The sequence below is a fragment of the Bacillus sp. FSL R5-0397 genome (assembly GCF_038593395.1).
Classification (GTDB): Bacteria; Bacillota; Bacilli; order Bacillales; family Bacillaceae; genus Bacillus; species Bacillus altitudinis.
Genome location: NZ_CP151992.1, coordinates 1,175,058 through 1,193,000, shown reverse-complemented (window position 1 = coordinate 1,193,000; position 17,943 = coordinate 1,175,058). Strand labels below are relative to the sequence as shown.

25 protein-coding genes, 1 tRNA gene and 1 riboswitch are annotated in these 17,943 nt (G+C 40.1%); of the genes, 13 read left to right on the top strand and 13 right to left on the bottom strand.

The genetic code is table 11. The features are described from left to right. Nucleotides 1-552 precede the first annotated feature (552 nt). Both NSQ70_RS05960 and NSQ70_RS05955 read left to right on the top strand, forming a co-directional pair. Nucleotides 553-1,059 (top strand): hypothetical protein, encoded by a 507-nt coding sequence (locus NSQ70_RS05960; protein WP_159159558.1) that lies wholly within the window; start codon nt 553-555, stop codon nt 1,057-1,059. A 51-nt stretch (nt 1,060-1,110) separates the two neighbouring features. Next, a complete protein-coding gene (locus NSQ70_RS05955) occupies nt 1,111-1,299 on the top strand; it encodes a hypothetical protein (protein ID WP_045035248.1) in 189 nt (62 codons plus the stop codon). 310 nt (nt 1,300-1,609) lie between these two features. Here NSQ70_RS05955 and NSQ70_RS05950 read toward each other — a convergent pair whose 3' ends face one another. Then, nucleotides 1,610-1,942, bottom strand: a complete 333-nt coding sequence (locus NSQ70_RS05950; protein ID WP_058337469.1) for a hypothetical protein — start codon at nt 1,940-1,942, stop codon at nt 1,610-1,612. Nucleotides 1,943-2,056: 114 nt separating this feature from the next. Here NSQ70_RS05950 and NSQ70_RS05945 point away from each other — a divergent pair, with 114 nt between their 5' ends. Both NSQ70_RS05945 and NSQ70_RS05940 read left to right on the top strand, forming a co-directional pair. Further along, entirely contained in the window at nt 2,057-2,503 is a 447-nt protein-coding gene (locus tag NSQ70_RS05945; protein ID WP_251185343.1) for a MarR family transcriptional regulator, read from the top strand. Between the two features lie 32 nt (nt 2,504-2,535). After that, on the top strand, nt 2,536-3,480 hold the full coding sequence (locus tag NSQ70_RS05940; RefSeq protein ID WP_251210818.1) for an acetyl-CoA carboxylase carboxyltransferase subunit alpha: 945 nt from the start codon (nt 2,536-2,538) through the stop codon (nt 3,478-3,480). Between the two features lie 251 nt (nt 3,481-3,731). Here the strand turns inward: NSQ70_RS05940 and NSQ70_RS05935 are convergent. The 3 genes from NSQ70_RS05935 to NSQ70_RS05925 all read right to left on the bottom strand — a co-directional run bounded on the left by NSQ70_RS05935 (nt 3,732) and on the right by NSQ70_RS05925 (nt 6,226). Further along, nucleotides 3,732-3,804 (bottom strand) — tRNA-Val (locus NSQ70_RS05935). Between the two features lie 128 nt (nt 3,805-3,932). Further along, entirely contained in the window at nt 3,933-5,111 is a 1,179-nt protein-coding gene (gene metC / locus NSQ70_RS05930) for a cystathionine beta-lyase (protein ID WP_342502506.1), read from the bottom strand. Further along, nucleotides 5,108-6,226 carry a methionine biosynthesis PLP-dependent protein gene (locus NSQ70_RS05925; protein WP_342502505.1) on the bottom strand — a complete coding sequence of 373 codons (1,119 nt, stop codon included), beginning with the start codon at nt 6,224-6,226 and terminating at the stop codon, nt 5,108-5,110. Before NSQ70_RS05925 ends, metC begins: the two co-directional genes overlap by 4 nt. A 79-nt stretch (nt 6,227-6,305) precedes the next feature. Further along, a riboswitch (SAM riboswitch) is annotated at nt 6,306-6,427 on the bottom strand. Nucleotides 6,428-6,647: 220 nt separating this feature from the next. Here NSQ70_RS05925 and NSQ70_RS05920 point away from each other — a divergent pair. Genes NSQ70_RS05920 through NSQ70_RS05910 form a run of 3 tightly spaced genes read left to right on the top strand, consistent with a single transcriptional unit; the run spans nt 6,648 to nt 8,397 of the window. Next, nucleotides 6,648-7,388, top strand: a complete 741-nt coding sequence (locus tag NSQ70_RS05920; protein ID WP_268416955.1) for an esterase family protein — start codon at nt 6,648-6,650, stop codon at nt 7,386-7,388. A gap of 52 nt (nt 7,389-7,440) precedes the next feature. Next, entirely contained in the window at nt 7,441-7,956 is a 516-nt protein-coding gene (locus NSQ70_RS05915) for a YjcG family protein (protein ID WP_024720139.1), read from the top strand. Between the two features lie 6 nt (nt 7,957-7,962). Then, on the top strand, nt 7,963-8,397 hold the full coding sequence (locus NSQ70_RS05910) for a GNAT family N-acetyltransferase (protein ID WP_008348412.1): 435 nt from the start codon (nt 7,963-7,965) through the stop codon (nt 8,395-8,397). Nucleotides 8,398-8,480: 83 nt separating this feature from the next. On the opposite strand, the gene NSQ70_RS05905 is transcribed toward NSQ70_RS05910, so the two are convergent. Then, the gene (locus NSQ70_RS05905) at nt 8,481-8,738 is read right to left on the bottom strand and encodes a hypothetical protein (RefSeq protein ID WP_008348414.1); all 258 of its coding nucleotides are present in this window, start codon (nt 8,736-8,738) and stop codon (nt 8,481-8,483) included. Between the two features lie 126 nt (nt 8,739-8,864). On the opposite strand from NSQ70_RS05905, the gene NSQ70_RS05900 reads away from it, so the two are divergent. Next, the gene (locus tag NSQ70_RS05900) at nt 8,865-11,174 is read left to right on the top strand and encodes an ATP-dependent helicase (RefSeq protein ID WP_327862006.1); all 2,310 of its coding nucleotides are present in this window, start codon (nt 8,865-8,867) and stop codon (nt 11,172-11,174) included. A 16-nt stretch (nt 11,175-11,190) separates the two neighbouring features. Here the strand turns inward: NSQ70_RS05900 and NSQ70_RS05895 are convergent, their stop codons facing one another. From NSQ70_RS05895 to NSQ70_RS05875, 5 genes are all read right to left on the bottom strand, one after another. Further along, nucleotides 11,191-11,448: a stage VI sporulation protein F gene (locus NSQ70_RS05895; protein ID WP_008348417.1), complete on the bottom strand. Its 258-nt coding sequence runs from the start codon at nt 11,446-11,448 to the stop codon at nt 11,191-11,193. Between the two features lie 136 nt (nt 11,449-11,584). Next, nucleotides 11,585-11,722, bottom strand: a complete 138-nt coding sequence (locus tag NSQ70_RS05890) for a YjcZ family sporulation protein (protein WP_008348419.1) — start codon at nt 11,720-11,722, stop codon at nt 11,585-11,587. Between the two features lie 84 nt (nt 11,723-11,806). Then, nucleotides 11,807-12,028, bottom strand: coding sequence for a hypothetical protein (locus NSQ70_RS05885; protein ID WP_008348420.1), 222 nt, complete (start codon nt 12,026-12,028; stop codon nt 11,807-11,809). Between the two features lie 84 nt (nt 12,029-12,112). Further along, nucleotides 12,113-12,241 carry a hypothetical protein gene (locus NSQ70_RS05880; protein ID WP_008348422.1) on the bottom strand — a complete coding sequence of 43 codons (129 nt, stop codon included), beginning with the start codon at nt 12,239-12,241 and terminating at the stop codon, nt 12,113-12,115. Between the two features lie 71 nt (nt 12,242-12,312). Then, complete coding sequence (locus NSQ70_RS05875) at nt 12,313-12,663, bottom strand: DUF1360 domain-containing protein (protein WP_025207166.1); 351 nt, start codon at nt 12,661-12,663, stop codon at nt 12,313-12,315. A 177-nt stretch (nt 12,664-12,840) separates the two neighbouring features. Here NSQ70_RS05875 and NSQ70_RS05870 point away from each other — a divergent pair, with 177 nt between their 5' ends. The 5 genes from NSQ70_RS05870 (at nt 12,841) to NSQ70_RS05850 (ending at nt 15,475) form a co-directional block, all read left to right on the top strand. Beyond that, nucleotides 12,841-13,227 (top strand): spore coat protein, encoded by a 387-nt coding sequence (locus NSQ70_RS05870; RefSeq protein ID WP_041092031.1) that lies wholly within the window; start codon nt 12,841-12,843, stop codon nt 13,225-13,227. 44 nt (nt 13,228-13,271) lie between these two features. Then, on the top strand, nt 13,272-13,607 hold the full coding sequence (locus NSQ70_RS05865) for a hypothetical protein (protein WP_035392394.1): 336 nt from the start codon (nt 13,272-13,274) through the stop codon (nt 13,605-13,607). Between the two features lie 88 nt (nt 13,608-13,695). Continuing rightward, complete coding sequence (locus NSQ70_RS05860) at nt 13,696-14,181, top strand: spore coat protein (RefSeq protein WP_008348431.1); 486 nt, start codon at nt 13,696-13,698, stop codon at nt 14,179-14,181. A gap of 146 nt (nt 14,182-14,327) precedes the next feature. After that, nucleotides 14,328-14,819 carry a CotY/CotZ family spore coat protein gene (locus NSQ70_RS05855; protein WP_008348432.1) on the top strand — a complete coding sequence of 164 codons (492 nt, stop codon included), beginning with the start codon at nt 14,328-14,330 and terminating at the stop codon, nt 14,817-14,819. 212 nt (nt 14,820-15,031) lie between these two features. Then, nucleotides 15,032-15,475 carry a CotY/CotZ family spore coat protein gene (locus tag NSQ70_RS05850; protein ID WP_008348434.1) on the top strand — a complete coding sequence of 148 codons (444 nt, stop codon included), beginning with the start codon at nt 15,032-15,034 and terminating at the stop codon, nt 15,473-15,475. Nucleotides 15,476-15,512: 37 nt separating this feature from the next. On the opposite strand, the gene NSQ70_RS05845 is transcribed toward NSQ70_RS05850, so the two are convergent. From NSQ70_RS05845 to thiD, 3 genes are all read right to left on the bottom strand, one after another. Then, nucleotides 15,513-16,088, bottom strand: a complete 576-nt coding sequence (locus NSQ70_RS05845; RefSeq protein ID WP_274660967.1) for a CotO family spore coat protein — start codon at nt 16,086-16,088, stop codon at nt 15,513-15,515. Between the two features lie 113 nt (nt 16,089-16,201). Continuing rightward, the gene (fabI, locus tag NSQ70_RS05840) at nt 16,202-16,978 is read right to left on the bottom strand and encodes an enoyl-ACP reductase FabI (protein ID WP_003211867.1); all 777 of its coding nucleotides are present in this window, start codon (nt 16,976-16,978) and stop codon (nt 16,202-16,204) included. A gap of 148 nt (nt 16,979-17,126) precedes the next feature. After that, on the bottom strand, nt 17,127-17,933 hold the full coding sequence (gene thiD / locus NSQ70_RS05835) for a bifunctional hydroxymethylpyrimidine kinase/phosphomethylpyrimidine kinase (protein WP_327862004.1): 807 nt from the start codon (nt 17,931-17,933) through the stop codon (nt 17,127-17,129). Nucleotides 17,934-17,943 lie beyond the last annotated feature (10 nt).

Sequence of the window (17,943 nt, the reverse complement as noted above, 5' to 3'; positions counted from 1 at the left end):
CACCACAATCATCCTTTCAACCGGTAGGTTATGTTTCTGTCTACCACTACTCTAAGTTATAACGTTTTCATTCAATGGCTACCATAAGCCTTAGCCTACGATAAAGCCTTCAGCAATTCTTCTTAAGTGATCTTGACTAACGTGAACTTTTCTAGTGCTCTATATCTTTCTCAGCTTACAAAGAAGATATAAAAATCCTGTAATTATTAACGATATACTGTATTCACTTCTATCTTTTCTGTAGAAGCTATTTATCCTCCTCTTCTTCTTTAATATCCCCCTCTGGTATTACTTCGTTTTTAAGAGCAAAAAAGATATTCCTTTTTTTATATTCTACGAATGATTTAAATTCTTTGCTAGTCATGTCTTTTCGTAATTAATATGTATATTGTACCATTCTATCCTATAACAAATAACCTATTTACTTCATTTATTTACAAATGATAACATTATTTAAAGAAGGAAGAATATTTCTAACAACTAAAACAATTATTGAATTATTAATTACGTTGAAAGCTTAATCTAAAAAATATTCCAAAGTAGGAGCTTATTATGGGAAAATCAAGTACTTCCAAAGGTTTAATATTATCAATGGTTGCAGGAATTTCTGTTTTTATACTCTCACCTTTTGCAGAAGCAAATGCATCTAAAGCTTTTGAGAAAGAACAGTTCTATTCTTATTCATTTGTAAAATCTTCTTTTGATCAAGCAAAAGAGCCTACAATAGATGAGATAACACAGTATTGGAATTTAAATGAAGTAGAAACAGAAAAGTTCAAAAAAGCAATTAAAGGAGCTCAATCAAAATCAAATGGAGAAGCTATTACACACGGTAAATTCACATGGGCTATAAAAGCAATAAAAGAAGCTTATGATCAATTACCTACAAAACTGAAAGTAATGATAGGCGGTGTTACAGGGTTAGAAACAATTCTAATAACTATTGAGCATTATACAGGCACTCTTGAACATGGTATTTATTTAGGTGCTCTTAAAGTTACTGGAAGTGAAAATGCAGCATGGTGGGTTGCTAAAACCATAATGTTGTTCGTTTTTTAAAATGTACTAAAACACACCTAGATGCTGAAACAAAAAGGAGGTTCTTGGTTAATGACACAGGAAAATAAAGCATCCAAAAGTTTGTTAATTACTTTACCCATCGCTATTATAGCTGTTGTCTTGATTTTAGGGAAAATTGATACACCTGTAACAAATATTTTATTTTATGTAGTAGCTTTCGGTGTAATGGGTTTAACTGTTTCAAGCTTAGTAAAAGACTACAAAAAAAAGAAAGATTGATGACTTGTCCGCAGGCGCATATTACCAAAATATAGTTTCATAATCTTAAACAAACTATGAAACTAATCTATTGTTAAGTGACTCACCTATCGTATCTTAAATTGACCACACTGAAAAATGCAGTGTGGTTTTTAATTTTACTAATGTTTTCTTTTGCTTTAGAAATACAAAAGCCTCTCGACTATCTCAAGAATGGCTCTGTATCAACATCTTTTCATATGATTCCGACTGGGTTCGAACTAGCGATCTCTCCACGTCAAGGTGAATGACCTTATCCGCAGCTACCAGATGTTCTCTTAAAAAGACTGATTTAATAAGATTCTATGATAAGCCTTTCTGATAAAAAATGTGCATTTCTGAAGAAAACTGAAAGGGTTCGTCCCCAATCCGTCCCCATAAAAAAACAGACCCTGCATGGTCTGTTTTCATTTTGCCTATACGTTTTGAGATGTGTTTCTAATACCTTTTGATCAGCAGCCGTAGCTTCTTCAAATCGACCTTGTTTCTCATACTCATCTGCATATACTATATAGCATGCTTCAGCATAAGCGAAACACTGTTTCTGCTCTAAATACTGAAAGACCTCGGGCAACTGCTTCTCATTTATATTAATAAAATAAATCGGTTTATACCATTTTAACAAGTAGAAATATCTCATCCTTATTTTAATATTGGCTTACGTTAAACTTGTGAAAAAAACATATTCATGTATAATACAATTGATGTATAATACATGAATTTTAGGAGGGTGACCTTTTTGAAAAGAGAAGATGCCTTAAAACTAAGATCAGATATTAAGAAAATGATTATAATAACTGGGGTTTTTGAATCTCAAAATTTGCCCAATGGACCATTTGAAAAACCTCTACCAACTTCTCAAATGATGGCGTTAGAGGAACTAGAGGTGGAAAAATTAACTGTTTGGCAACTATCCAATAAACTTAGATTAGAGACTTCAACTGTAAGTAGACTGGTAGATAAGTTAGTAAAAAAGGGACTTGTTTATCGTGAAGTAAATGAAAAAAACAGAAGAGAACTTTTTCTGCACCTCACAGAAAAAGGTCACATTACTGTTAATCGCTTAAGAGAACAATCCCTTACATTTTATCAACGTATCCTCAATAATTTATCAGAATCAGAACAAAAAATAGTTGTGGATGGTTTTGAATTATTTATTGATTCTATTTCTAAGTCTTTTGATTAGAGTGAGGTAAATCATACCCTTTGGAGGATAAAATGAGTTTGGATTTTGAACGTCCTATTATTGAACTAAAAGAGAAATTTGATGAATTAAAGAAAATGATGGAAGAACATAATGTAGATTTATCATCAGAAATCCATGTATTAGAAAAACGTTTAAATAAAATACAAGATGAAATTTATTCTAATATTACACCTTTTCAGCGAGTTCAAATTGCAAGGCTACGTAACCGGCCCACGACATTGGACTATATACCTTTATTGTTTACAAACTTTCTAGAACTTCATGGTGATCGATTATATGGTGATGATCAAGCAATGATAGGTGGTATTGCAAAATTTAAAGGGATGCCCGTTACGGTTATTGGTCATCAAAGAGGAAGAAGTACAAAGGAAAATATAGAAAGAAATTTTGGAATGTCACATCCAGAAGGATATAGAAAAGCGCTAAGACTGATGAAACAAGCTGATAAATTTAATCGCCCTATTATTACATTTATTGATACAATTGGCGCCTATCCAGGCAAAGGGTCTGAAGAACGTGGAATTTCTGAAGCGATAGCTCGAAATCTATTGGAAATGGCTACACTTAAAGTGCCAATTGTTTGTATTGTAATTGGAGAGGCATCAAGTGGTGGAGCTCTTGGTATTAGTGTCGGTAATCATATCCATATGTTAGAGTATTCATGGTACTCGGTCATTTCGCCAGAAGGAGCAGCATCTATCCTATGGAAGGACGCTAAGTATGCTCCAGAAGCTGCTGAACATATGAAAATTTCAGCAAAAGATTTAAAGCATTTAGGAATTATTGATGAAATCATTCCTGAAATTAAGGGTGGAGCACAAAATGATATAAAATCACAAGCAAAATTGATTGAATCTGCAATCGAATCATCTCTTAAAAAATTGATACGATTATCCTCGGAAGAGCTTATAAAACAGCGGTATGACAAGTATAGACAAATAGAGAATTATAAATGAAAATCTATTACATTTCTGAGGATTCTTACGAAAAAGTTCTAAATATTTTGTAAGTAACCTCTTAAACTTGATATGCTGATACTATTAAAAGTGTGTGATCGGTATGGAAAAGGGATTTTTTGATTCTAAAAATACTGAGAAACAATCTGGCGGATAAAGTTCGTCCCCAATTCGTCCCCAACCAAAAGAAACAGAACGAATATTCGTTATCAGAAAAACAAAAAACCCTTGCTAGGCAAGGGTTTAAACGATGATTCCGACTGGGCTCGAACCAGCGACCTCTACCCTGTCAAGGTAGCGCTCTCCCAGCTGAGCTACGGAATCGGGTTATGTATCAGTTCTGGGCTTTCTGTTACTGACAATCTCTATTATATAACCATCATGATCAGTCGTCAATGGTTTTGTTCAAAAAAGGCGAAAAGCCGGTATCCGCACCGGCTTTTCACTAACTTTTATGACTGGTTCACAAGAGCTGGCTTTAGTTGATCTAGTGCTTGTTTGAAGTCCCTTTTGAGGTCTTCTCCGTTTTCTACGCCCACACTTAATCGAAGTAAACCATCCGTGATGCCTCTTTTTTCTCTTTCTTTTTTTGGCATAGCGGCATGGGACATTTTGGCCGGATAGGAAAGAATGGATTCGACTGCTCCGAGGCTGACGGCGAATACAGGTAATGTGACGCCATCGACCAATTCTTTGACAGCCGCTTGGTTTTCTAGTTCAAATGAAAGAACAGCACCTGCACCGCTCGCCTGCTTCCGCTGAATGTCTGCCCCTGGGTGATCATCTAATCCTGGGTAATATACTTTTTTGACCGCAGGATGTTCTTTGAGGAATGAAGCCAGTTCTAATGCGGTTTGACTGGCTTTTTCTAATCTGACTTGAAGGGTCTTTAATCCTCTAAGCACAAGCCAGCAATCCTGTACGCCAAGCACCGCCCCGAAGGAGTTTTGCAGCGAATAAAGTTCGTCTCCTAGCTTCTCATCTTTCACCACGGCTAAGCCTGACAGTACATCACTGTGGCCGCTTAAAAATTTCGTTGCGCTGTGCAGCACAACGTCAACACCAAGGTCCAGCGGACGCTGAAGCGCAGGCGTTAAAAACGTATTATCTAAGAAAGTCAGACAGTCATGTTCTTTCGCAATCTGTACGACACCTTCAATATCCGTAATACCGAGTGTAGGGTTTGACGGTGTTTCCATGTAAATGACTTTTGTATTTGATTGAATGCCTTGTTTCACTTCATTCAAATTGGTCATGTCCACAAAGGTATGCTCAATCCCAAATCTTGAAAGAACTTGGGTGATCATTCGGAAAGTCCCGCCGTACACATCTCTTGTGACAAGGACATGATCTCCTTTTGATAATAGAAGAAAAGCGGTTGAAATGGCTGCCATACCTGACGCAAAGGCAAGCCCTCTCGTTCCTCCTTCTAGCGCTGCAATGGTATCCTCCAATGCCTGACGTGTAGGGGTGCCTGATCTGGAGTAGTCATATTGACCAAAGTCATCGAAGCTGCTTTGGTGAAACGTCGATGCATGTTGAATCGGCACACTGACTGCACCTGTTGAACGGTCTGTTTTAAACGCATTATGAACGAGTTGTGTTTCTAGTGTCCAATCGTGTGTGGTCATTTCGTGTGTACCTCCTCTTTCACATTTGATAGTGCCTGTTTCAGGTCTGCTTTTAGGTCCTCCACATGCTCAATCCCGACTGAGAAACGGAGCAATTTGTTACACACACCGTTTGAAATACGAATCTCTTCTGGGATGTCCATATGAGTTTGCGTTGCAGGATACGTAATGAAGCTTTCGACTCCGCCAAGGCTTTCAGCAAAACAAATCGTTTTCAGCTGCTTCAAAAATGGATTGACCCAGTCCTCTTTGGCTACTCGGAATGACAGCATGCCTCCCTTTCCTGGGTAAAGGACATCTTGAATTTCCGGCTGCTGCTTTAGAAAATCAGCTAATTCCTTCGCATTTGCTTCGTGCTGACGCATTCTCAGCGCCAATGTTTTCATTCCTCTCATTAAAAGCCATGAGTCAAATGGAGATAAAACCGCCCCAATGGCGTTTTGATGCTGGAACATGTCTTCCGATAGCTTCTCTCCTTTTGTGACGACAAGTCCGGCAAGAACATCGTTATGTCCGCCTAAATATTTAGTGGCACTATGAATGACAATGTCCGCTCCGAGTGTAATCGGCTTTTGCAAGACGGGCGTATAAAAGGTGTTATCCACAATGACCAATGCACCATGTTCTTTTGCGATCTTCGCAACCTTTTGAATATCCGCTTCCTGCATGAGTGGGTTTGTTGGCGTTTCAATAAAGACGGCTTTTGTATTTGGCGTCATTTTAGAGCGTAAACAGTCTTCATCTGAAAAATCATCATAAACAAAGCGCAGTCCGTACTTTTTCCATTCGTTTTCAAATAGACGGTATGTACCGCCATATAAATCTGATGAAACAATGAGTTCATCCCCGCTCTCAAACAGCGCCATGATCGTTTGGATGGCAGCCATTCCCGAACTGAAGGCAAAACCGGCCGTTCCTTCTTCGAGTGAAGCAATTGCATCTTCTACAAGCTGCCTTGTTGGGTTTTTCGTCCGAATATAATCAAATCCTGTTGATTCCCCAATGCCTCTATGTCTGTAAGCTGTTGAAAGATAAACGGGAGGACTGACAGTACCAGTCGCCTCTTCGCTGCGGTTTCCAATTTGCGCTAACTTCGTTTCCACATGTTCTGTCATTTGACACCATCCTAAGTAAAAATCTAATTTCAAAACAGAAAAACCCCTTCTTCATAAGAAGAAGGGGTTTAATCGCTTCCTCTTATCTTCCAAGCAAAAAAGCTGCTTGCTGGATTTAGCACCTTGGTACATCACATGAAGTGATGCATACCGGTTGCTGAGGTTTCAAAGGGCCAGTCCCTCCACCTCTCACGATAAGAATGTGTTGTCTGTCTGTTCTAATTCTTAATACTGTAACGCATTAAACCTCATTTTTCAAGGGGAAATGTAACGATTAATTAAAATTTTCTGTATTTTGTAGCAGATTGGATGTCAGCCAATTTGATTGCATGTTAGCATATAGGAACAACGCTGTTTTTCGTGTTACAATGAATGGAAACGTTTCACTTATGATGAATTTGGTTAGCTGGAGGAATGGATTATGGTGAAGAAAACAGGCATCATTCAAGAAGAAACCTTACAGTCAAAAGAACTTGGGGCAGAAATGACCATTTTGATTTATTTGCCAGTCAATTACTCCCCCCTTTATACATATCATGTCATCATTGCACAGGATGGTCATGATTATTTCCGTCTAGGTAAAATAGGCAGACAAGCGGAAGAATTAATGCAAAACAAAGAAATGGAACGCTCGATTATCATTGGTGTCCCATATGAAAATGTTACTGAAAGACGAAATACGTATCATCCAGACGGACCAAAGTTCGAGGCGTATAAACGCTTTTTGGCAAATGAACTAGTTCCGTATATTGATGAACACTATCCAACGTATCAAGTTGGATCAGGTCGTACATTTATTGGTGATTCATTAGGTGCTACGATCTCACTTATGACAGCCATTGATTATCCTTCGTTATTTGGCGGACTGATTTTGCAGTCTCCTTACGTGGATGAGTCGGTTCTGCAAGCAGTCAAACAGTCATCATCCCTTGCTCATTATGCCATTATCCATCAAATCGGGTTAGAAGAAACAGCTGTGAAAACGACAGATGGGCAAGTGCTAGACTTTATTCAGCCGAACGAAGAATTAAAGGTCCTTTTGGAGAAGTCCGGTGCGGATTATTTATTTGAGACATTCGAAGGCGATCATAAATGGACGTTTTGGCAGCCGCTCATTTCACCTTCGTTAAAAAGAATGCTCCCATATTCGTTAATCAACTGAATTTTGTTATAATAAAAAATAATAAATACTTTCTTAATCAGGAGGGAACATGATGAAATACGGAGTTGTTTTATTTCCATCAAAAAAATTGCAAGACATTGCGAACTCTTATCGGAAACGTTATGATCCGAACTATGCACTCATACCACCTCATTTAACATTAAGAACACCTTTTGAATTAACGGATCTAGAAGCAGCTGAGGTCGTCTCCACCTTGCGAGAGTACGCAAAAAATGCTTCTCCTATTACGTTACGTATTAAAAAATTCAGTTCATTCGCTCCTGTAAACAACGTGATTTATATGAAAGTAGAACCGAACGAAGAATTAATGACTCTTAATGAGAAGTTGTACACTGATCCGCTTGCTGGTACACCTGAATATGCATTTGTCCCGCATGTGACAGTGGCTCAAAAGTTATCAGACGATGAGCATTCAGACGTTCTAGGCACATTGAAGCTGAGAAAAATTGACCACGAGGAAACGGTTGACCGCTTCCACCTTTTATATCAATTAGAGAACGGTTCTTGGACCGTTTATGAAACATTTATCTTAGGAGAAGAGGGTTAAAGACATTTGAATACAGTCATCGTAAAAGAACAAACACAACGAGAAGATGCTTATTATGTTCGAAAAGAAGTTTTCGTAAAAGAACAAGAAGTCCCGTTAGAGATCGAAATTGATGAACTTGAGGACGAAGCCATTCACTTTGTCATTTATAATGATGACAACAAACCACAAGCTGCTGCTAGACTGCGCATAATTGAAGGTCATAAGGCAAAGCTTGAACGAATTTGTGTATTAAAAGAGGCGCGCTCTTTCGGTCTTGGCCACCAGCTTTTAGAAGCACTTGAGTCTGAAGCGATGGCAAACGGAGCGAAAGAAGCTGTCATGCATGCACAAGTCCAAGCTCTTCCTTTCTACGAAAAGAAAGGCTACAAAGCCGTTTCAGAACCGTTTGAAGAAGCAGGGATTACACATGTCAAAATGACAAAAACACTATCCGTTTAACGAAAATAAAAAGCCAGGGCATCATGGATGCTCTGGCTTTTTATTGATTCCATCTCGTTCGCTCAGGAAGAAAGCGCAGTCATTTAGACGTAAGTATTGATATGAACGCCCTTACCTTCTTCCATAAACATATCTCGTACAAAGCGTTCCCGCTTTTTTTGCTGTACTTTCGTTTCCGCTTCTGTCACTAAGTCCTCTTTTTTCTCCAGCTCTCTGTATACCTTGTCATGAAAGGTGCGGGTGACCTTCGTCACTTTCGCATAGTCTTCTTTATCCTGAGGAGCAGGACGATTGATATATTGAAAATACAGATCCGGCTGAATCGGGGCTATATATCCCATCAAGAACGCCTCCTTTGCTTCTCTTCTACTCTACTATTCCCTAATTATGACTGTTTGAAACACGCCTCATTTGATATGATTAGATGTGTTTCTTTTTAAGATTGATTGACTATTGGAGGACTAGCTTTGAAATGCGCACGACGACATGATCGAACGATCTCATTACATACATATTCGAGAGAGCACTATCAATTCCTCCATGATGAGGGGAAAAAAGGGCATTTATCTTGCCCATATTGCGGACAACCCGTCTTTTTTAGATTAAATATACATGAAGAACCTGCCTTTATCCATAAGCAAATATCTCAGCAAGAGATTTGCGAAAAAAGAGAACAACAAGAGGAAAAGAAACCGGCTGAACGAGAGGAAGATGCATCCTACAAAGAACTTGGCGGCTTTCGCTTTCCAACCGGCAAACAGATCAGCTCACAAACAGAAGAATCGGATGACTGGCAGGAACCACGATCCATTCAATTTGGCGAAACCTTTCATTTAGACAAGAATGAAGAAGTGCATACCATTGACCTCTTTCCACACATCACCTTTAGCGCACCGCAGCTTCAAGCAGTCACACACAAAGACGGTCCGATGCTTGTGCTAGCTGGCGCCGGAAGCGGGAAAACAAGGGTACTGACAGCAAGAGCTGCTTATCTGATGTCGCACCATCAAATCCCCGCTCACCATATCCTGCTCGTGACCTTCACCACAAAAGCAAGCAGTGAAATGAAAGAAAGACTGCGTATGCAGTATCAGCTTCATCCTTCACAGGCGAGCCAAGTTGTGACAGGCACATTCCACAGTTTATTTTATAAAATGCTGCTTCACGATGATCGGGGCAAATGGAACGGACAGCATTTGATTAAATTCGACTGGCAAAAAGAGCAGTATATTCGCAAAGCGATCATGAATGAAGGACTTGATGAAAAAGACTATCCAACCGATCAAGTGCTGCAATCAATCGGCTATTGGAAAAATGCTTTTTTACCAAACGAACTTCCTGAGCTGAAAGATGAAAAGGAAAAGCAAATGTGGACAATCTATCAATCATACGAACAGCAAAAGCGTGAAAATCAACAATTTGACTTTGATGACATGGCGATTGCCTGTTTACACATGCTGAATAAGCAGCCTGAATTGCTCAAACAATATCAAGAACGATTCAAGTATATTTTAGTAGATGAATTTCAAGATATTAATCCCGTACAATATCAATTAATCCAGCTTTTAGCTGGAGAATCCGAGCAGCTATTTTGTGTAGGCGATGATGATCAAGCCATCTATGCATTTAGAGGAAGCAATCCTGCTTTTATTCTTGACTTCAAACAGGACTATCCTTCGGCCGAGATCGTCCATTTACATGCAAATTACCGCTCTCATCATACGATTGTCGCAAGTGCAGACGCCATTATTAAGAAGAATCAGCATCGTTACGAGAAAACGTTAAAAGCCGTACGCGTGGAGAAAATTCCGCCGACTCTTTTTTATCCATATGACGAGGAAGAGGAAGCGACCATGATCGTAGCAGATATTCAGGAGAAAATTAAAAACGGTGCAAAACCGAATGACTTTTGCGTGCTGTTTAGAACGAATACAGGAGGCCGCGCGATTTATGAACGTCTTCATCAATCGGCGATTCCGTATCAAACCGATGCTGGTGTAAAAGCCTTTTATAGCAGAAGAATTGTTCGGGTGCTGCTCGCTTTTCTTTCGCTAAGTCAGGATGCAGATGATGTCGCCGCAATGAAGCTGCTGCTGCCCGTTTTCTTTTTAAAGCAGCAAACACTGAATACCCTGAAGGCGCTGACCATTACAGAAGATTGTTCTATGGTAGAGGCACTTGGAAAGCTAACAGACATTCAGCCGTTTCAGCGCAAAAAACTGCAATCGATCGTTCCCCTGTTTCGAACGTTAAAATCGTTAAAGCCATCTGAAGCTGTAGCGTTTATTGAACAAAGGATGGGACTTGGTGATTTTTTAAAAAAACGCGTGAATGATACGAATGTGCTTGAAAAAGGAACAGATGATGTACGAGATGTGAAAACAGCGGCGAAACGTTTTGAAACAATTGAAGCCTTCCTCGCTCATGCCGAACATATGAAATCTGCTGAAAAGGAAAAATCAGATGAACCAGGCGTTCAGCTCATGACGATCCACCGTGCGAAGGGACTAGAATTCCAAACAGTGTACATCACGAGTGTGGTTGATGGGGCGCTCCCTCATGACTTTGCACTTGATGAGCTGAGAAACGGTGATGAAGAAGCCATTGAAGAGGAGCGACGCTTATTATACGTTGCCATGACGAGAGCTGAACAATCCCTTTATCTATCAGTTCCTTCATATAGAAGAGGAAAAACTGCTCACCGCTCCCGCTTTTTGTACCCCCTTTTAAAGAAAAATCGTGAATTATTCACACAAAAACAACAGGCCCCCCTTTAAATGGAGAGCCTGTTGTTTATTTTTTGTTGTTCATCATTTTAGCGATTGTATTAAAATCAAGCTTTTCTTTTCCACTTGTAATCGATTGAACGATTTTGTCTTCCATTTCTTTAGGTACACGTTTGTTTGCAAGCTGCGCTACTTTTTTAATGACACCTCGAACGGTATTCTCATCTTTAAAGTTCGCGTTTTGCAAAGAACCTGCAAGCTTAAAGACATCATTCATATTTACACCTGTTTTATTTTCCACACTTTTAAAGAACTTATTATCCATTCCTTTGCCTCCTCTTTGTGGAGTAATCACCTTACTATATGAAAATAGGCGAGATATGTGCCTATCCTGCTGCCTTGTTAGCAAAGAGAAAGGAAAGCAAAAGGCTTCCCTATTGCTTCCCTCACCTTCTTACTGTTTAGTTAAAGAAAGAAGCACCAACGATGATTAGAAGGATGAAAAGCACGACGACAAGAACAAAAGTTGAACCATAACCGCCGCCGTAGCCGCCACCATAACCTCCGCAATAACCGCCACCGTAACCGTAACAACTCATATTTAAGCACCTCCTCTTCTCCCTTACAAAATATGAAAAATACATGAAATGGTTTGGACGATCACATAAAAAAGTGCGGAATTTTTATTTCTGCTGTTTAAAGACGTAATCTGCCTCTCCATGACGGATCATGAATGCTTCTGTTTCTTTCGCAAAAGTATCCATTTTCTCGCCAAATGCTTTTAAGTGCTCTTCAAGATCCTTCGCTTTATTCGCTAAATCCATTTCAGCTTTTTCGTGCGCTTGCTCTTTCCCATCATGGGGTTTAGTGAACAAGGAACCGATTAATTGTTCGAATGCATCCATTCTGGTCACCCCTTCTCTCTTACATATGCATCACCCAAAAAAAGGGCAACAAAAAAACCGGATAAATCCGGCTTTTGTTTTTCCCTATTGAGGTTTCTTTTTCTTCCCGCAGCCGCAGCCAGTCTTCTTGATTTTCTTCGTATATACAGATTGTTGATTTGACTGCGCTGGATACCCTTGAAGCATATGTGACGGTGTTTCAGTTGGTTTCATCGCAACCCTTCCTTTCCTATTCCATGTTAGTATATGCATTTTCTTTAAGCGTGTCTGATCAGAATGCCTGTTTATTTCACAAGCTTCGACACGACTGCTTCAATCAAGCCTGCTGCGGCGGCAATCGCTAATAGTAAATTAAGCCACATGCTGATGACAGGAAAAAATATGTATATCAGTAGTAAAGCAGCAGTGCACCACATACCCGTACACCAATAACAGCTTAACAGCTCTCCTATCCAAGATCGCAGTCCCTTCCCCTTAATGACGATATAGGTCTCGACTTCACCTTGTTCGTTTATCTCTTCTTGCTCTTCATGAAATAGACGGCGAAAGGGGGCTGTAATCGTATCAAACACGATCAATCTCGTCAGCCTAAAGGATGCGAGGGCAAATATAGCAAATGACAAAGCGCCGCTCATGGAACCTCCACCTCCTTCATTCTTCTTTTTCCGTCCTTTCTTTATATATGCAAAAAGAAAGACCACCATGATGAATCGGGTGCAAATAAAATTGGGTTGTACTTTTTCATGCTTTCCGATTCCACCTTGAGCCTCTGCTGCATTAAATAATGTATAGATAAGAAAGGAGTGAAAGTATTGTCTATTGAAGAAAGTGCTGATTTATTATACACACAACTGTTGAACGAATTAATCAGCAATTATGATGATTTCATCGAGATCAAGGATTCCGAAAATGTCACGATTCATAAAACAGATGTAACAGCCGCACTCTCCCTTCAAGCGACCGTAACGACAATCATTACTCTTTTAATTCAAATTCTTGTACCAGATGATGAAGTGGCTGCAAACATCACAGAACAGCTTTTAGCTGCACAACAAGTGACAGTTCAAAAGAAAACCGTGATTCAAATCATCAATTGTTATAACGTCACGATTACATTATCTGATGCATCCATTATGAACTCCGTACAAATTCTCACTCAAACACTGAATGTACTTTTAGTTGAAGCCGGCATTCTTTGACCCTTTCTTTTTCTAACATCACGTATGAAAGAGGTGAAATAATCGTGGCTGAAGAGAACGAAAAAAAGGAGTTTCAAATCAACACTGATGTTGATCCATTAACAAGCCTTCTTGTGAGTGATATTTTAAACAAAAATAATGTCACAGATGATCAGAAAGCAAACCTTTCAGAAGATCAAAGAAGGATGATTTTGAAGCTGGTTCAGGATTTACAAAAGAAAGCAGATGATTTCGTACAGCAGCAGCAGGAGAAAAAGCGTCAGGCAGAGGCAGCAAAACATGCAGAAGAGGTCGAGCCTGAACCACAAGTGCGCCCTAAACGAAATTCACTTCGAGAACGTATCCAGCAGCGTCGTCAAGCGCAGCAAAATAACGATTAAATAAAAATGGGTTGCCTGCTAGGATAAATGCCCGAGACAAAACCAATCATTCCAGCATTTAATAAAGTAAACGGAAGGAGGAAAAGAAATGGATTCTAAACCATACTCTTGGGTCGCTCTAGATCGCAACTGTACACACCACGGCGATTACCATCATAACTACGAAAGAAAAGCAGTTTGTGACGGCCACTATTATGATGATGAAGATGTTTTACAAGACTTTGATCAAGTGAGTGTGACAAAGCAGACATCTGAGGAAGTCATTATCGTTAGAGATTCTTGTGACATTAACGTCTCTTCTGTTGATGCACAGGTTGCAGCATCTATCCAAGCAGCTGTTCAAACAGCGATCATCACCATTACAAACATCTCAATCGCTGATGGTGACCTAGCTGACCGCGTCACGCAAGATCTATTGCAAGCAGCTAGCCACAAACAAACAAATCGCCAGAAACTTGTCATCGAAAACTCTAGAAACGTTACTGTCTCTACAATCGATGCAGACATCTCCATTGCCATCCAAACGCTTACACAGACACTTGTTGCGACGATCGTTGCAATTGGTATCCTCTAATGTACAAAAGCAGAGCGAAAAGCTCTGCTTTTCCTTTTCTAAAAATACAACAAAGATAAATAGTCATTTACCCACACCAACTAGAGGGCGCATACATATGTTGTTAAGGACTAAAGTCAAATACCTTGTTAAAGGAGCTGAAATCCATGAGCTGCGGAAAACACCATGGCCGACATGATGAAAACTGTGTATGCGATGCGGTTGATAAGATTTTAGCAGAGCAGGAAGCTGTAGAAGATAAATGTCCTACGAGCTGCTACAGTAATTTATTAAGCCCGACAGTTTCTGGAAAAGATACGATTCCGTTTTTACTTTTTGATAAAAAGGGCGGATTGTTCTCTACTTTCGGAAACATTGGAGGATTTGTTGACGATTGCCAATGCTTCGAATCCATTTTCTTCCGGGTTGAAAAATTGCATGACTGCTGTGCCACATTATCTGTATTAAGACCTGTTGATGTACACGGACATACGCTAAGCGTTTGTCACCCTTGCGATCCTGACTTCTTTGGTTTAGAAAAAGCGGACTTTTGTATCGAAGTTGATTTGAACTGTTTCTGCGCGATCCAATGTTTAAATCCAGAACTTGTCGACAGAGTCATGCCAACAAAAGATAAAAAGCATCATCACCACGGCTAAACCAATCGCCCGCTCATCTAACTTGTCATAAGTCAAAGCATCCCCTTCCTCACGAATGACAACCAATCATGCGGAGCAGTCAGCAAAAGGCGGCCGCTTCCGCATTGATTGACATTAGATGCATCAACCGGCGAGACACATAATAAAGCTTATAGATGATGATGACAGTGCTCAAACACTCAAACAAATTTCCTTGTATAGGAGGGTTGAATATGAGCCGCAAACATTCATGGAACTGTGTAGCAGAGGCTGTTGAAAACATAAACGACTTACAAAATGCCGTCGAAGAGGATTGCCCAACCAGCTGTTACAGCAATCTCCTTTCTCCATCACATTCATTAGGTGACACTGTCCCGTTTGTTCTATTTACCTCAAAATCAAAACCATTCGTCGCATTCGGAAACGTCGGAGAAGTAGATGCTGGCCCTTGCTTCAGCACTGCATTTTTCAGAGTCGAACACATCTCTGATCACTGCGCAACACTCAGCTTGCTTATTGCATTTGACAAAGATCGTCATATTTTAGATTTTACAGATAAAGATTCCGTATGTGATGTGTTCCGTTTAGAAAAATCAAAATATTGCATTGAAGTAGACCTTGACTGCTTCTGCGCAATCGAGTGCTTAAATCCAAGACTCATCAACCGTAGCTGCTAACAAAAAAAGTCCCGTTATGGGACTTTTTTTATGTTCATTAAAAACCAAGTGGATGAATAGAAGAAATATCACCAATCGCTAATTCCACTGGATTACCGCCGCCTGCTGTGCGGATGACGACCATATTGTCTTTTCTCTCCATGATGATTCCTCTGTATGTTTTTCCATCGGCTTCGATGAGGCAAAGCGCTCTCGGCATATTATGCGGCAGACTTGTAAGAAAATCGACTTTCTCCTCGATATTCATTTGGCTTAACGGCTTCTTCACTCGTTTTCTTCTTGGTTCTTCTTTTGTTTCATGAAATACGCCTTCTGGCTGTTTTTCTTGTTCTTGTACTGGCTCTCGATTTTGTGAATTATCTTTTTCTTGATTGATCTCCCGCTCTTGCTGTAGCGTAGGCGGCTCTTCTTTTTTCTGCTTTACTTCCTGTGATACAGGTTCTTGCACGCTCTCTTCGATTGCATGCTCTTTGTCGCTTTTTTTGGTTTCTGAAGGTTTTTCTGACTTCTTGCGCTTTCTCACAATATTTTGCATGGCCGGCGCTGATTCATCATAGCTCGGCTGAACAATATACATAAGCGGCTTTTGATTCTCATCACCTTTATTTGACATACTAATCCCTCCCGAATGATTCATTCCTTATATATATGAGAGGACACCCCAAATCAGAAGAAAAATAAAAAACAGCATACCAGTGATTGGTATGCTGCAAATCATTTATTCGTTTAGCGGGCAATGATATGGAAGCCAGAATCAACATGAAGATTCTCACCTGTCATGCCGCGCGATAAATCACTGAATAAGAATAGTGCTGTATCGCCAACTTCTTCAGGAGTCGTTGTACGGCGAAGCGGTGCACGCTCTTCAATATCCTTCAGGATCGTATTAAAGCCGCTGATTCCTTTTGCAGATAACGTACGAATTGGACCAGCAGAAATGCTGTTCACACGGATGCCTTCCGCTCCAAGATCAGCTGCTAAGTATTTCACACTTGCTTCAAGGGCTGCTTTTGCTACACCCATGACATTGTAGTTAGAGACAACGCGCTCTCCGCCTAGGTAAGTAAGTGTGACAATGCTTCCGCCTTCTGTCATGAGCGGACGTGCTGCTTTTGCTACAGCTGTTAGTGAATAGGCACTAATGTTGTGCGCTAAAAGGAAACCTTCACGGTTCGTGTTCAAATATTCACCGACAAGCTCTTCTTTGTTCGCAAATGCAATCGCATGTGCAACACCATGGATGACTTGTACTTTTTCTTTAATCGTTGCAAAACATTTTTCGATTTCTTCATCACTTGTCACATCACAAGGAAGAATAATGGAATCATCACGCTCTAGCGTGCTTGCTAGCTCTTTCACTGATTCTGCCAGACGATCTCCAACATAAGTAAAAATCAAACGAGCTCCTGCTTCGTGAAGTGAACGAGCAATTCCCCAAGCGATGCTTCGTTTATTGGCAACACCCATCACCACAATATTACGGCCTTCTAAAGAAAAGTTCATATGTATTAAAGCCTCCTATTTTTTCAAGACATAGTATTAGTACCTGATCATAATCTTATCACAAATCATGAGATATTGACAATTTTGCTGAAAGAAAGTTTTTATTTCAGAAAAAAGACCGCCCTCACAAGTGAAGACAGTCTTCTTTTTATGCTTTGACTCTGTTTTGCTGATAAGCAAAGTGGTTAGTCGGTCCGTGCCCAGCGCCAATATTCAGAGGAAATTTGATCGCCTCATGGACAAAGGTTTCTGCCGTTTCAAAGGCTTCCTTCATGGAATGACCTTTTGCTATTTCTGCCGTTAATGCCGCTGCAAATGTACAGCCTGTTCCGTGTGTATGTGGTGTATCAATATGTTCATTACTGAGTTCAAAAAAGCTTTTTCCATCGTACAAAAGGTCTGTAATGAGGCCGTCTGAAGGGCTATGACCTCCTTTGATCACAACATAGGACGTGCCAAGCTCATAAAGTCGTTCTGCTGCTTTATGGCGATCGTCTTTTGTCTGAATGCGCATGCCTGTCAGCACTTCTGCCTCAGGGAGATTCGGTGTGACTGCATAACTGACAGGTAGTAACTGTGTTTTCATAGCAGAGACCGCATCTTCATTTAATAAAGAAGCGCCTCCTTTAGCAATCATGACTGGATCGACAATTAGTTTCAAGTCATATTGCTTCGTCTTTTCAGCAACGACACTGATCATGTCGGCACTCCACAGCATCCCTGTTTTAGCGGCATCTGGCAACAAGTCTTCTGCTACTGCATCAATTTGACTTTCGAGCGCCTCGATAGACAGTGGATAAATACCGTGAACACCAAGTGTGTTTTGAGCTGTAATGGCCGTAATGGCGGACATTCCGTACACACCAAGCTCCTGAAAGGTTTTCAAGTCTGCTTGAATACCTGCTCCACCACCAGAATCAGTACCTGCGATGGTTAATGCTTTTTTAATCGTCATGTCATCTCAC